We start from the raw sequence: 13538 nt of genomic DNA on the forward strand, positions 1-13538 counted from the left end.
GTATCGCCCCCTATACCTTTTCCTTAACATTTTTACCTAATAATCCATTAGGTTTTACTATTAAGACCAGGATTAATATGGCAAAAGCAACTGCATCTTTATATAGTGAGTTTCCATAAGCACTTACCATTGTTTCTGTGAAACCTAAGAATATTCCACCAAACATAGCGCCAGGGATGACACCAATTCCTCCTATAACTGCTGCTACAAAGGCTTTAAGACCCGGTAGCATACCCATTAGAGGATCTATTGAATTGTAATATACTCCAACTAATACTCCTGCAGCACCTGCAAGAGCTGAACCAATTGCAAAAGTGTATGATATTGTATTATCCACATTTATTCCCATAAGTTGTGCTGCTTCTCTATCGTGAGATACAGCTCTCATAGCCTTACCTACCTTTGTTTTATAAATTATATATTGAAGTAAAAGCATCAATAAAACTGTTATTATAACTATATAAACATCTTTTGTATTTAAAAGTACTTTATTATTTAATAATCCTATTTGTTTTCCTTTTAACACCTCAGGAAAAGTTCTAGTTTCTGCTGAAACAAAATACATAGTTCCATATTCTAAAAATAGAGAAACGCTGATTGCTGTTATTAGAGCAGCTATTCTCGTTGAATTTCTAATAGGTTTATAAGCTACTTTTTCTATTATAATTCCAATTATTGCACAAGATAACATTGATATTAGAAGTGCTGGTATAAAGCTTAGATGCAAAATCGATGTTACTGCAAAACCTATATAAGCCCCTAACATGTATATATCTCCATGGGCAAAGTTTATTAAATTTATTATTCCGTATACCATGGTATAACCTAGTGCTATAAGAGCATATATACTTCCAAGGGAAATACCATTAATTAACTGCTGCAAAAATTTCTCCATTTAATCACTTCCTTTTCTTAAAATTGAAGGGGTAGGAGGGGAAATATCCCCTCTCTCTATTTAAATTTTATGGTTGTTGCTTCTTTAAGAATGTTGCTTCTCCATTTTTAACTTCCAATATAGTTATAGATTTTACTGGATTATGATTGCTATCTATGGAGAAAGTTCCAGTAATTCCTGTAAAGTCTTTAGTTCCTGCAAGAGCATCTTTTAATTTTTCTCTATCAGCAGCTCCTGCTCTCTTTAATCCATCTGCAACAAAGTATGCTAAATCATATCCTAATGCATTGAATGCGTCTGGCTCTTTGTTAAATTCCTTTTTATAAGTTTCCTTAAACTTTACAACTTCTGGAGTAGTATCATTTGATGAATAGTGATTTGTATAATAAACCTTGTTTAAAGCTTCTTTTCCTGCAAGCTCTGCTAGCTTTGGTGAATCATATCCATCTCCACCTAGTATTGGAACATTAATTCCTAATTCTCTAGCTTGTTTAACAATTAAACCTACTTCTTCATAATATCCTGGTAAATAGATAATATCTGGATTAGCATTTTTAATGTTTGTCAATACCGCTTTAAAGTCTTTATCCTTTCCTTGATACGCCTGCTCAGTTAAGATTTTCCCACCTAACTTTATATAAGTTTCTTTAAAGCTTTTTGTAAGACCTTTGCTATAGTCACTGCTTGTATCCATTAAAACTGCAGCATTCATAAGTTTAAGATCCTCCGCTGCAAAGTTTGCAAGTATTACTCCTTGGAAAGAGTCACTAAAACAAGTTTTGAAAATATAATCCCTTACCTTTCCATTGCTATCTATAGTAACATCGTCTGCTGTAGAGGATGCCGATATTAATGGAACTTTGTTTTGTGTAGCTTGTGGTATTGCTGCTTTAACGCTACCTGATGTTGCAGGTCCTAGTATGGCTACAACCTTATCTCTTGTAGCAAGTTTTGATGTAACGCTTGCAGCTTCTGCTGTATCTGATTTGTTATCTGCCTTAATAAGTTCAACTTTTTTACCTAAAACTCCACCTGCTGCATTAATTTCTTTAAATGCAAGTTCTATGCCTTGAACTAGACTTTGTCCATATGTGGCAACTTCATTTGAAAGCTCATAGTTTAATCCAAGTTTTATTGTATCTCCTGATTTATCTCCAGTAGATTTATTTCCATTTCCACCGCATCCTGTAAATATTGATGCTGTCATTAACATAGCCATAAATAATGATAATTTCTTATTCATAATATCTCTCCTTCTTTCTTACTAAATTAACTTTTCTAATTAAAATATCTATAATACCATCTTCATCCATACTGCTGACTAGCCCCAACAAAATCGCCCCCTTTAAATCATTGTATAAAAAAAACCTCTATACGTAGTTATACTACATATAGAGGCGTATTTCGCTGTACCACTCTAATTCGCTACTGCCTTGCGACAGTAACCTCAATAGGTTCTATAAAACCTTGCATTGTAACGTATGCTAAACGGTTATAACCTACTATTATTTCAGCTATACAATTCAGGAGTGAGCATTCTATATCCATTAGTACTAGGCTTCCACCATTCCCAGTTCTCTTTAACTAATTTGGGGATATTTTTATCTCCATCATCATTTTTGAATTATTTTTCCTAACATATACTTATGCATAAGTATGATTTCTTTCTCAATAATCTTCTCTGCGAAAAATTATTATATCAAATTTAACACATTGATTTATAAAGGTCAACAGGGTTTATTAATGTTCTATTATTATAATTATTGACCTGTTAATTGCATCTATATACATTTATAATTAACCAATGTCCTTCATCGTCTTTTTAATATGCAAGTTTTTATTCATTATTATTTTTGTGTTTTTCCTGATTGATATGCAAATTTCTCTTTTTTTTAGTGAAATGGATTACATTTATAGTTTTCTATCAATTTACAGGATGCAACACTCATAAATATGAAAGCTGCAAAATATATCCTCATATGTTTCCTTATAACACACACTTGTTTTTGAAGAAAGTATTCTTGCAAATTTTATCCCTCCATTAAAATTATGTAATGTTTAAACTATTACCACTCCCCTCTTATTATAAGCTTTTACACCTTGTATACGTTACAAACCTTGAGAATACTACTTTATTATATTTGAAGGTAATCATTCATTTTTGTTAGATAAATTTTAAAAAAACTAAAAAAAGTTATATGATGATATTTTAAATCACCATATAACTTCTATTTTTCTTTCAATCCTACTTTCACTATGCCTGTTATGGGTAAATAAGAATTATCCGTAATAATCTCTGAATTAATTAATACCCCATCTTCATAGGTATTTCTAATAACTCTTACTTTATAACCATTATATCCTTTTTGAACTACAGAAGTATATCCTATAGGCAACTCCACATCATCAACAGTTTGAGTGTTTGCCTGTATTGTTTTATACACATCACTTACTAAAGTATACTTTCTGTTTAATAGCGATGAATTAGAATAAACATTAATACTTATATTTTTATTTTCAATATATGCTTCAATGAAAATAGGATACTTTAATGTATTTTTAAACTTAAAGTCAATATTATTCCAATCAACAGTAGCATCTAACCCTAAATCCACATATGTAGGCGGTATAGTGTGATGAGCTCTTTCAAGAGGTTTTATTCCAGACATAAGCACTGCATTATATAATGTGGAAGATACTTGACATATTCCTCCTCCCAACTCCGTCTTAAAGCTATCATTTACTATAACTGGTGCTTTCATGAACCCTCTCTCTTTTGTTCTTTCCCCTACAAAGTCATTAAAACTGAAATATTCACCTGGCATAAGCAGCTTTCCGTTAATAGCTCCTGTTGCTAATTCAATATTTCTAGTTCTCTCTACAGTAGATGAACCAAAATTTGTCTTAAAGGTTGCAATTACTGAATTAACAAGCAAGAGCTTGTCTTTTGTAACCGGTGGCTCCACCTCTTCTTTTGGCGCTTCAATAGTTATCTCTTCACTGGATTTGTTACTTATTCTATCCTTAATTAATTCCTCAAGCTTCTCCCCTTGAATCTTAAGCCCTTTAACATCACTAATAACTTTAATTTCACCATTTTGCATTTTCTTAACTGTTGCATTCATTGATTCTTTATTAGCATCTTTTTCAATATAAGCAACAAATTCCTTAATATAGCCTACGTCATAGGTAAAATTTATACTATACTCTTTCTTATTATCATTTTTAAGCATAGTAATTTTTTTATACAATTCTACATTCTTACCTAAGTTAAAAACTTCTTCAATAATATTATCAATATCATAATCAATAATTAATCTTGAATTATCCATTAAATAAAATTTATCATGAACCTTTATTTTTATCTCTCTATTTAGATAGGAATCAATGTATTGAGACTTAATTAAAGACCTTACTTCTTCTTTAGTTCTCCCCCCTAAATCTAAATGGGCTATCTTTACACCTGGATAAATTAAAGTATCCCACTTTTTCACTTCACCGTAGGCTCTCCATGTAAATCCAAATAAGAGCCCAGCAGAGCATACTAAAAATTCAACTATTAAAATCTTCACAGTCCTCGTAATACGATACTCTTTTTTTCTCATTATATGTACCTCTTTATAAAATAAGAAAAATAACTTAATAAATGTATTTAATCTTTATTTTTCAAAAAAATCTATGATTTTATTTATTTTTTCCCATTCATATTTTATTATATGTCTTTGCTCTTCTAGCATAGTTTCTTTTATTGATATTTGCTCCTTATATTTTTCTATTAGCTGTGCTAATTTAAATATTTCATCTTTATATTCTTCAATAGTGCCGATGGTTGTTTGCTCATAATTATTGATAAACTCATTTAAAATACTTACTCTTTTACTTCCATCGGAAATTAGTTTATTTAAATCTGTATTAGAAGCCTCAATAATGTTCATTACAGAATTCTTTTTTACTTCATAGGGCAAACTTTCAGGAAGTGCATTAATAAAATTTCCTAACATAAAAACTGTACCTATGTTACTATTCTCAATTCCATAGGATGAATATATTTCAGATATATTCATGATCTTTTTAAAATCTAAATTTGATTCAATTGCTTTTTCCTCAACTCCATTATTCATCAACATAACTTCCTCGTTTTCACTTTTATTTTCATTTTTTACTTCTTCAAATTTAGCATTAATATTAATGTCATTATCTACATTATTTTCATTAGTAGTTTCATTATTAACTTTTTCTAACAAGTTAAATTTTTCAAACATAGACATTATTTTTGACATATCTTTTTCTCCTAAAAACATAATTATTTAATTTAAACATGAACTATAAAATAAGAAATAGATATTCTTTTCCAAAGAATATACCCAATATAAATATCAATGACCAAGATAGTATATAATAAAATCCGCTAGTCAATTTATATTGTTTTGATAATAAATATTTTTGTAATAAAAAAATTATACCTTTACAAAATACAGCTAACATTATAAAGGCCATACATTGAAAAAAAATTAATTTAAGCCACATAAAACAATCACTCTCATTTAACTTCATGGTATTTAATATTATATTTAATTTAATAAATATTAATATTAAATTTTTATTCATTATAATTATATACTATTATGTATAATTCGGCAAGATATTCCATATATCAAGAAACTTTGTACAAATAGCAAAAATTCCCCGAAGGGAATTTTCATCATAATTATTCATGTAAAAATTACTTAACTAAAAAACTCTCTAGAAATACTAACCCCTTCCTTGGCATCTTTAGCATAGAAATCTGCCTTTATCATATTAGCATACTCTTCATTTAATACTGCTCCACCAACCATTACCTTGCAGCCTGCATTATTATCCTGTAAATACTTTATTGTTTCCTCCATGGTTTTTACTGTGGTGGTCATAAGCGCACTTAAACCAATCAACTTAACATTATATTGCTGTACATTTTTTAAAATTTCTTCCTTAGTCACATCTTTTCCTAAATCAATAATCTTAAAGCCGTAGTTTTCTAAAAGAGTTTTTACTATATTTTTTCCTATATCATGAACATCACCTTTTACTGTGGCCAGTAATATTGTACCTTTAGTTATTTCATTTTTATTTTTTAATACTAAGCTTTCTTTTATGGCCTCAAAGGATTTTTTAACAGTTTCTGCAGCTTGAATAAGCTGTGGTAAAAACAGTTCACCTTTTTCATATTTTTCTCCAACTAAGTCTAAGGCTGGTATTAGAAATTCTTCAACTATCTCCAGCTCTTCTTTTTTCTTTAAAATTTCTTTTGTTTTAGAGTAAGCTTCTTCTTTAATACCCTTTATAATAATATCCTTTAAATTTACTTCTTCTTTTTGCTCAGTATTATCTTTTATTGCTTTATTAGAATATAAATTTATATATTTTTCTCCGCTAATATCTTCGTTGTTTAACACCTTAAAAGCATTTATAGCATCCATCATATCTTCTTTATTTGGATTTATTATTGGCAAATCTAGTCCTGCATAAAGAGCCATATTTAAAAAACTTCTATTTAAAAGCTCCCTATTAGGCAATCCAAAGGATACATTAGAAACCCCTAGAGTAGTTTTCACCCCTAATTTTTCTTTAACCATAGTTAATGCCTTTAAAGTTTCTAAAACTTCCTTTTGCTGAGCAGAAGCTGTAAGAGTTAGGCAATCTATAATTATATTTTCTTTCTTAATACCATATTCTAAAGCTTTATTAACGATTTTTTCTGCAACTTCAAATCTTTCCACTGCAGTTTTAGGTATCCCTCTTTCATCAAAGGTTAATCCAACTACCATGGCTCCATATTTTTTTACTAAGGGCAGTATTGTATTTAAGGATTTTTCTTCACCATTTACGGAATTTACAATTGGCTTTCCATTGTATATTCTTAAACCTTTTTCAATAATTTTAGCATCATTTGAATCTATTTGGAGTGGTACATCTACTATGCTTTGCAGTTCTTTAATAACCTTAACCATCATCTCTTCTCCATTAATTTCTGGAAGACCTACATTGATATCTAAAATATCTGCTCCATCTTCTACCTGACTTATACCTTCTCTTAAAATATAGTCCATGTCCCCATTTTTCAAAGCTTCTTTTAATAATTTTTTTCCTGTAGGATTTATTTTTTCACCAATAGTCCTAACGCCCTCAATAAAAACAGGTTTTGAGGGTGTGCAAATAGCAGAATACATCTTAGGCTCTATTTTTCTTGTTTCCTTCTCCTTAAATAAATTACTTAGTTCCTCTATAAAACTTTCATCAGTTCCACAACAGCCACCTATTATGCTAACGCCTGCATCTACCATAACTTTCACTGCTTCTCCAAATTCCTTTGGAGTAATTTTATAAATAGTCTCCCCTTTTTCAACTTTAGGAAGTCCCGCATTGGGCTGGATCATAACAGGTATACTAGAATATTTTAATACTTCCTCAACTATTCCTTGAAGCTCAATAGGCCCTAGAGAACAGTTAACACCTAATGCATCTACCCCCAAACCCTCTAAAGTCATCACCATAGAAGGAATAGTGCAACCTGTGAAACTTCTTCTATCTTTTTCAAAGGTCATTGTACAAAACACAGGAAGACTTGTATTTTCTTTAGCTGCAAGTACAGCGGCCTTAGCCTCATATAAATCCGTCATAGTTTCTATAATAATTAAATCTACCCCATACTCTTCTCCCACAAGCGCTTGGGCTTTAAATATTTCATATGCTTCTTCAAACTTTAACGTTCCCATAGGCTCTAGCAGTTCACCTATAGGGCCAATATCTAAAGCAAGTAATACATCTTTATTACCTATAGCTTCCCTTCCATTTTCTATAGCAGCTTTTATTATTTCTTCAACGGAATAGATAGATTTACTTAATTTTTTACTATTGCATCCAAAAGTATTGCAAGTTATTATATTAGCCCCAGATGCAATATATTTTTTATGTATATTTACAACAATATCTCTTTTTTCAATGTTTAATACTTCAGGAATTTCTCCTATTTTAAGGCCACTCTTTTGAAGCATAGTTCCCATAGCTCCGTCAAAAATTAATACTTTTTCTCCAATGAGCTCTTTAATTTTCACAACTTTCACCAGTCTTTCTATAATTACAGTTATTTTTATTTAAACAGTTTTCACAGCTCTTTTTATTACTGCTTTTTCCTTTAGGTATTATGCCAACTATTGCAGTTACAGATTTTTTAGGTATAAGCATATTACTTTCTGAAAGATATAGCCCAATGTCCTTATTTCCCTGCAATAATTTTAATAACTCTCCTTGAACATCCAAGGACAAATCTCCATATCCTGGGCTATATCTCCAAGTTAGTTCCTCATAATCGGAGCAAAATTCCTCTTTAATTAAACTTTCAACATAATTACATCCTTCTTCTATAAAAGCAGTAGCACAAGCATTTACTATTAAAGCCTTTAACATATCACATTTTTGATAGTAATTTATTCTCCTATCTATCTCACTACCTAGAGTAGCTGCCAACACTACACACTTAGAAGAATTTTTTAAATGGCTTTTTATATGCTGACCTTTTAGTAAAATTTCAACATCTTTTAATATAACTCCTTTAGATTCCTGTACTATGGAATAAATATTATAAACCCATCTAAATCTAAGAATATTTCTTGTCTCTTCTTTTATATCTTCTATGAGGGGAAGCATATCTTCTCCGCTATTTTTTGAAACACCTAAATATCTAAGAATTTCCCTGCTATCTCCTTTGAAAATCCACTCTTTCATTAATTGTCACCATAGATATTTAGACTAAAGCCTTTTTCCAGTACATATTTTGCATACTCTATTGCCCCGAAAAGAGATAAATCTCTATAGTTTCCACATTGCAAATCATTTGATGCTGGGACTTCTTTAGCTTCAACTACTTCTTTTAAAGACTTTTCTAAAGCTTCTTTTATTTCAGCTGCATCCCTATTACCCCATAGAATTAAATAAAACCCCGTTCTACATCCCATTGGTGATAAATCTATTATTCCTTGCAAATGCTCTCTTAAAAGTCCAGCAAGTAAATGTTCTAGAGCATGTAGTGCTCCCGTTGGAATAGCTTCTTTATTAGGCTGAGTAAATCTTAAATCAAATTTAGTTACAAAATCACCATTCTCACCCTTTAACACAGCACACTTTCTTACGTAAGGTGCTACAACTTTTCTATGATCTAATTCAAAACTTTCAACTTTATTCACAAGTATCTCCTCCTCATTATTCATTTACAGACTTTAATATTGAGCTTATATTTTCTACAATTTTTTTTGCTACATAAGGATTATTCATAGTATAGAGATGAATTGCTTTTACTCCACTAGATAATAAATCCACTATTTGTTCCACTGCATAGGCTATTCCTGCATCTCTTAATGCTTCTTTATCATGCTCATATTTATTAATGATTTTTATAAATTTATCTGGTATTGTTGCACCACAAAGGGTATTAATCGTTTCAATTTGCTTTTTATTTATTATTGGCATTATTCCAGCTTCAATGGGTGTATATATCCCATTTTTATTTAATTTATCAATATAATTATAGAAAATATTATTATCTAAAAACAACTGTGTAATTAAATAATCTACACCTGAATCTACTTTTTCTTTAAGTCTTTTTATATCTTCATCTATATTTTCGCATTGATAATGCCCTTCTGGATAGCATGCCGATGCTATGCCAAAGTTCCCTTTCTCTTTAAGATAATTAATTAGTTCATAAGCATATTTAAAATCACCATATATTTCTCCATTATTAGGTATATCTCCTCTTAATGCCAATATATTTTCAATATTGTTATCTTTTAACTGATTAATTATTTGATCTAAGTTATTTTTTGTTGAGTTTATACATGTAAGGTGCGATAAAGCTTCTATGCCATGCTTATTTTTAATTAAAGAGGAAACCTCACAGGTTTTATTATCCCTAACACTTCCTCCCGCACCGTAGGTAACACTTATATAGTCTCCACCCAAACTACTTATTTCTTCAATAGTATTATATATTTTTTCAATGGTCATCCCTCCTTTAGGTGGAAAAACCTCGAAGGAAAAAACTACTTTCTTCTGGTCAAAAATTTCTTTAATTTTCATTTGTAAGCCCCCTTTTTTAGTAATAAAAAACACCTAAAGGATATTCCTTTAGGTGATTAATTCCTAATATCCTTATCTTTCAGCATAAGCTGCTGGATTTAGCACCTTGTACCACTAAGGTACGGTTGCCGGGTTTCACAGGGCCAGTCCCTCCACCACTCTTGATAAGCAGTATTAAATTACTAATAAGTATATTACAAATTTTATTAAATGTAAATATGAATTTTTACATTTAAGGCCGTATATACGCCCAACCATCTCCTTGTTTTTTTACTAATTCTCCTACTCCAGACGGTACAATGTTAATAGGTTCTATTAATTCTTTCTCATCTATGTTCATTCCCTTTAAAGAATTTTTACAGAGAACAAATTTAACTCCTAGCTTTGATAGTTCATGTATTTCTTTTTCATATTTAAAATCTTTATTTTTAAATTCCTCTACAGCCACACTATTTATTACTAGCTCTATCTGAAGATTTTCTATACCTAAGTCTATTATTAAATTTTTTATGTTATTTAATGATAATTTAATCTTTTCTTTCTCACTTACGTGAAAAATCACTTTATATTCCTTATTCATAACCATATGATTTATTTTCACCCCTAAATTATTTAGTGAAATAATATTATTCCCACATAAGCTAAGGTATCTTCTGAATAATTAAACTTAAGCCCACAGGACTTTAAAATTGCTCCTAAATCTATGCCATAAGCTTCTGCTGAAGATATGGCTTCTTCTGGATAAATACATTCTTCTCCTTTAATATAACTACAATTTTTACATATTACACAGGGCCCTGCTCCCATAGGAAAAATATCTTTCGTATTATACTTATTTTTAAGATGCTTACTTAAACTTCTAGTAAATTGATTATGCGTATCCCTTATTCTATCTGTTTCCTTCCTGTCTTTAATATTTTTCACAGGATGAATTGTTTGATACACAACTCCCTTTGTAAACTTCATTAGGTCGCATTTTAATTTATCTATTTCTCCAACTCCGGGAGGACACATCCAATTAGTACCATAATGCCCACATAAGTTATCTTTGCAGTAGTCCCTAAATTTATTTGAAAACTCCAATTCATCTACTTTAAAAGGTTTAGCATATTTCGCTCCAAAATTTAAAACATCTTTAATAATTTTTTCTTCATTTAGATTATTCATTTAAACTTCATCTCCTTACTAATTCCACACATACAATCTCTGGATTATTAAAAATTCTTTGCGGAAAAACACTGTTTCCAAGTCCTCTACTTACTACCATAGTCGTGCTAGATTCCTTATATAATCCTTTATAATACTTTGGAAAAAATCCTTGATTTGGTGACAATATCCCTCCTATAAAAGGAATAATAATTTGTCCACCGTGGGCATGACCTGAAAAAACTAAATCTATATCTTTTTCTCTATAAAGATTAAATAGTTCAGGTCTATGTGAAAGCAGTATATTAAAACTACCTGCTTTTTTTATTTTTTCTATCTCATCCTCAATAATTTTATTACCTTTATAATCCTCTCCATATCCAGTAGTGCTAAAAGCTGGATCATCTACCCCTAATATAGATATTTCCTCATGGCCTTTTCTTAAAATTATAGATTCATTTCTTAATACAATTACTCCATTTTCATTAAGCTTTTTTTCTAATGAAGAAAACTTTCCTGACCACCCTTCATGATTACCTGTAACATAATATATGGGAGCTATATCTTTAATTTTCTCTACTAATAGCATAGCTTTTTCTTCATTATATTTTCGCCTATCAATTAAATCCCCTGTAATTACAATTATATCAGGATTTTCTTTGATAATTTTGTTTACAATTTTATTATTATCTTTTCCAAAGGTTTTACTATGTAGATCAGAAAGATGTATTATTTTAAAATTGTTGAAGCTATCAGGCAATTTATTATTTAATACTCTGTGCCTTGTCATTACTAAGCTGTTATTTTGAGAGTACAACTGGAAAGTTAATACTATAACAGCTATAACTAATAATACTTTTTTCATTTCTTATTATCTCCATTATCTATTTGTTTCAATATTTTTATATCCAACTTTTCTAATTTTTTATATAAAGTAGTTCTGTGAACACCTAAATCATTTGCTGTTTTTGCTATTTTATAATCATTTTCCATTAAACTTTCAATAATTATATCCTTTTCAAACTCTTTTAATATTAAATCCAAATTATTCATATTTTTGTCTATTGATACACTATTATCCGCTGTTAACAAATTAGATGGAAAATGCTTTATACCGATAATATCCTTATCTGCAATAACATAAGCACTTTCAATAACATTCTTTAACTCTCTTATGTTTCCAGGCCACCTATGATTTAGTAATAATTCTTGCGCTCTTTGAGATATAGTTATATTTGTTTTATATTTTTTATTTAATTCATTTAGAAAATTATTTATAAAAAGTTCTATATCTTCTTTTCTCTGTCTTAGAGGAGGTATTTTAATATTTATTACATTTAACCTATAAAATAAATCTTCTCTAAATTTCTTTTCTTTTATTAATTTTCTTAAGTCTTGATGGGTAGCCGCTATTACTCTAACATCAATAGGTATGGGTTTATATCCCCCTATCTTTTCAATTTCATTTTCTTGCAATACTCTTAATAATTTAGCTTGCATGTGAAGAGGCATGTCTCCAATTTCATCTAAAAATATTGTACCTTTGTTTGCAAGTTGAAATTTACCTTTCTTACCACCTTTTTTGGCTCCAGTAAAAGAACCCTCCTCATATCCAAATAATTCAGATTCTAAAAGCTCATGGGGTATAGCAGCACAATTTATAGTTATTAACGGATTATTCTTTCTAGAGGACCCGTAATGTATAGCATTGGCAAAAACCTCTTTACCCGTTCCTGTCTCTCCATTAATTAGTACTGGAAGATTGCTATTAGATGCCTTTTTAGCAAATTCCATAACTTCTAAAAAACAATGGCTTTTCCCTAATATTTTATTAAAAGCAAACCTAAATTGACCAAGCCTTTGTAGTTCGTCTTTATAATATTTTATTTCCTCATCTTGCTTAAATAGCTTCTTCGCTAACTCCATTGTATGAAGTCTAAATTTCACTTGTGCAACGGCCGCAATAACTTGACCATCTTTCTTTACTGGCGCTCTTGTAACAAACAAAAACTTATCCCCTTTATAGGTTCTATCTCCTACAAGTTCATGTACCATGTCTACCTCTTTAATTCCCATCTTAGCAATTTGAGGCATTTTTGTATTAGGTATAAATTTATTTATATGACATCCGATGGCTTTTTCTTTTGTAGTCTCCAAAAAATCACAATAAGCATTATTTATTTCTAATATAGTTCCATCTGGCGAAGTAACTACAAATCCATCTTCTGTCATATCTAGGATTTCTTCAAAGATAAGTTTATATTTTTCTAAACTACTATTTTTACTCATAGCTATAAACTCTCCTAATAAAAGTAATAATGATAATATTATATCATACTTAATATTTTAAGGTGGTACAATACTTGCTATATTTATAAAAAAC

The 13538-nt window shown here is 29.9% G+C and carries 12 protein-coding genes, 1 riboswitch and 1 other annotated feature; all 12 genes read right to left on the reverse strand.

All coding sequences use genetic code 11. The annotated features are described in order from the left end of the window. Positions 1-10 precede the first annotated feature (10 nt). On the reverse strand, positions 11-895 hold the full coding sequence (locus tag ABDZ69_RS09465; RefSeq protein ID WP_343769075.1) for a branched-chain amino acid ABC transporter permease: 885 nt from the start codon (positions 893-895) through the stop codon (positions 11-13). Positions 896-962: 67 nt separating this feature from the next. Further along, entirely contained in the window at positions 963-2138 is a 1176-nt protein-coding gene (locus ABDZ69_RS09470; protein WP_343769077.1) for an ABC transporter substrate-binding protein, read from the reverse strand. Positions 2139-2285: 147 nt separating this feature from the next. Beyond that, positions 2286-2518: a binding site (T-box leader), on the reverse strand. 605 nt (positions 2519-3123) lie between these two features. Further along, positions 3124-4500: a VanW family protein gene (locus ABDZ69_RS09475; RefSeq protein WP_343769078.1), complete on the reverse strand. Its 1377-nt coding sequence runs from the start codon at positions 4498-4500 to the stop codon at positions 3124-3126. Between the two features lie 54 nt (positions 4501-4554). After that, on the reverse strand, positions 4555-5175 hold the full coding sequence (locus tag ABDZ69_RS09480) for a hypothetical protein (protein ID WP_343769079.1): 621 nt from the start codon (positions 5173-5175) through the stop codon (positions 4555-4557). Positions 5176-5622: 447 nt separating this feature from the next. Continuing rightward, positions 5623-7989 carry a homocysteine S-methyltransferase family protein gene (locus tag ABDZ69_RS09485; RefSeq protein WP_343769081.1) on the reverse strand — a complete coding sequence of 789 codons (2367 nt, stop codon included), beginning with the start codon at positions 7987-7989 and terminating at the stop codon, positions 5623-5625. Continuing rightward, on the reverse strand, positions 7979-8659 hold the full coding sequence (locus ABDZ69_RS09490; RefSeq protein WP_343769083.1) for a vitamin B12 dependent-methionine synthase activation domain-containing protein: 681 nt from the start codon (positions 8657-8659) through the stop codon (positions 7979-7981). The genes ABDZ69_RS09485 and ABDZ69_RS09490 overlap by 11 nt, the downstream gene beginning before the upstream one ends. Further along, positions 8659-9117: an S-ribosylhomocysteine lyase gene (locus ABDZ69_RS09495; protein WP_343769084.1), complete on the reverse strand. Its 459-nt coding sequence runs from the start codon at positions 9115-9117 to the stop codon at positions 8659-8661. Before ABDZ69_RS09495 ends, ABDZ69_RS09490 begins: the two co-directional genes overlap by 1 nt. Positions 9118-9133: 16 nt before the next feature. After that, a complete protein-coding gene (gene metF / locus ABDZ69_RS09500) occupies positions 9134-10009 on the reverse strand; it encodes a methylenetetrahydrofolate reductase [NAD(P)H] (protein WP_343769086.1) in 876 nt (291 codons plus the stop codon). A gap of 69 nt (positions 10010-10078) precedes the next feature. Next, positions 10079-10180: riboswitch (SAM riboswitch) on the reverse strand. Positions 10181-10241: 61 nt separating this feature from the next. After that, the gene (locus ABDZ69_RS09505; RefSeq protein ID WP_343769088.1) at positions 10242-10589 is read right to left on the reverse strand and encodes a DsrE family protein; all 348 of its coding nucleotides are present in this window, start codon (positions 10587-10589) and stop codon (positions 10242-10244) included. A 32-nt stretch (positions 10590-10621) separates the two neighbouring features. Beyond that, complete coding sequence (locus ABDZ69_RS09510) at positions 10622-11176, reverse strand: DUF2284 domain-containing protein (protein ID WP_343769090.1); 555 nt, start codon at positions 11174-11176, stop codon at positions 10622-10624. A gap of 7 nt (positions 11177-11183) precedes the next feature. Then, a complete protein-coding gene (locus tag ABDZ69_RS09515) occupies positions 11184-12020 on the reverse strand; it encodes a metallophosphoesterase (RefSeq protein WP_343769092.1) in 837 nt (278 codons plus the stop codon). Continuing rightward, positions 12017-13444: a sigma-54 interaction domain-containing protein gene (locus ABDZ69_RS09520; protein ID WP_343769094.1), complete on the reverse strand. Its 1428-nt coding sequence runs from the start codon at positions 13442-13444 to the stop codon at positions 12017-12019. The genes ABDZ69_RS09515 and ABDZ69_RS09520 overlap by 4 nt, the downstream gene beginning before the upstream one ends. Between the last annotated feature and the right edge of the window lie 94 nt (positions 13445-13538).

The sequence above is a fragment of the Clostridium malenominatum genome, from assembly GCF_039521365.1.
GTDB classification, from domain to species: Bacteria; Bacillota; Clostridia; order Clostridiales; family Clostridiaceae; genus Clostridium_AW; species Clostridium_AW malenominatum.

What these genes read in the sequence shown, in the direction of transcription:
- ABDZ69_RS09515 (WP_343769092.1), bottom strand. Translation starts at nt 12,020, where the DNA reads ATGAAAAAAGTATTATTAGTTATAGCTGTTATAGTATTAACTTTCCAG.
- ABDZ69_RS09475 (WP_343769078.1), bottom strand. Translation starts at nt 4,500, where the DNA reads ATGAGAAAAAAAGAGTATCGTATTACGAGGACTGTGAAGATTTTAATA.
- ABDZ69_RS09505 (WP_343769088.1), bottom strand. Translation starts at nt 10,589, where the DNA reads ATGAATAAGGAATATAAAGTGATTTTTCACGTAAGTGAGAAAGAAAAG.
- ABDZ69_RS09520 (WP_343769094.1), bottom strand. Translation starts at nt 13,444, where the DNA reads ATGAGTAAAAATAGTAGTTTAGAAAAATATAAACTTATCTTTGAAGAA.
- ABDZ69_RS09480 (WP_343769079.1), bottom strand. Translation starts at nt 5,175, where the DNA reads ATGTCAAAAATAATGTCTATGTTTGAAAAATTTAACTTGTTAGAAAAA.
- ABDZ69_RS09465 (WP_343769075.1), bottom strand. Translation starts at nt 895, where the DNA reads ATGGAGAAATTTTTGCAGCAGTTAATTAATGGTATTTCCCTTGGAAGT.
- metF (WP_343769086.1), bottom strand. Translation starts at nt 10,009, where the DNA reads ATGAAAATTAAAGAAATTTTTGACCAGAAGAAAGTAGTTTTTTCCTTC.
- ABDZ69_RS09470 (WP_343769077.1), bottom strand. Translation starts at nt 2,138, where the DNA reads ATGAATAAGAAATTATCATTATTTATGGCTATGTTAATGACAGCATCA.
- ABDZ69_RS09490 (WP_343769083.1), bottom strand. Translation starts at nt 8,659, where the DNA reads ATGAAAGAGTGGATTTTCAAAGGAGATAGCAGGGAAATTCTTAGATAT.
- ABDZ69_RS09510 (WP_343769090.1), bottom strand. Translation starts at nt 11,176, where the DNA reads ATGAATAATCTAAATGAAGAAAAAATTATTAAAGATGTTTTAAATTTT.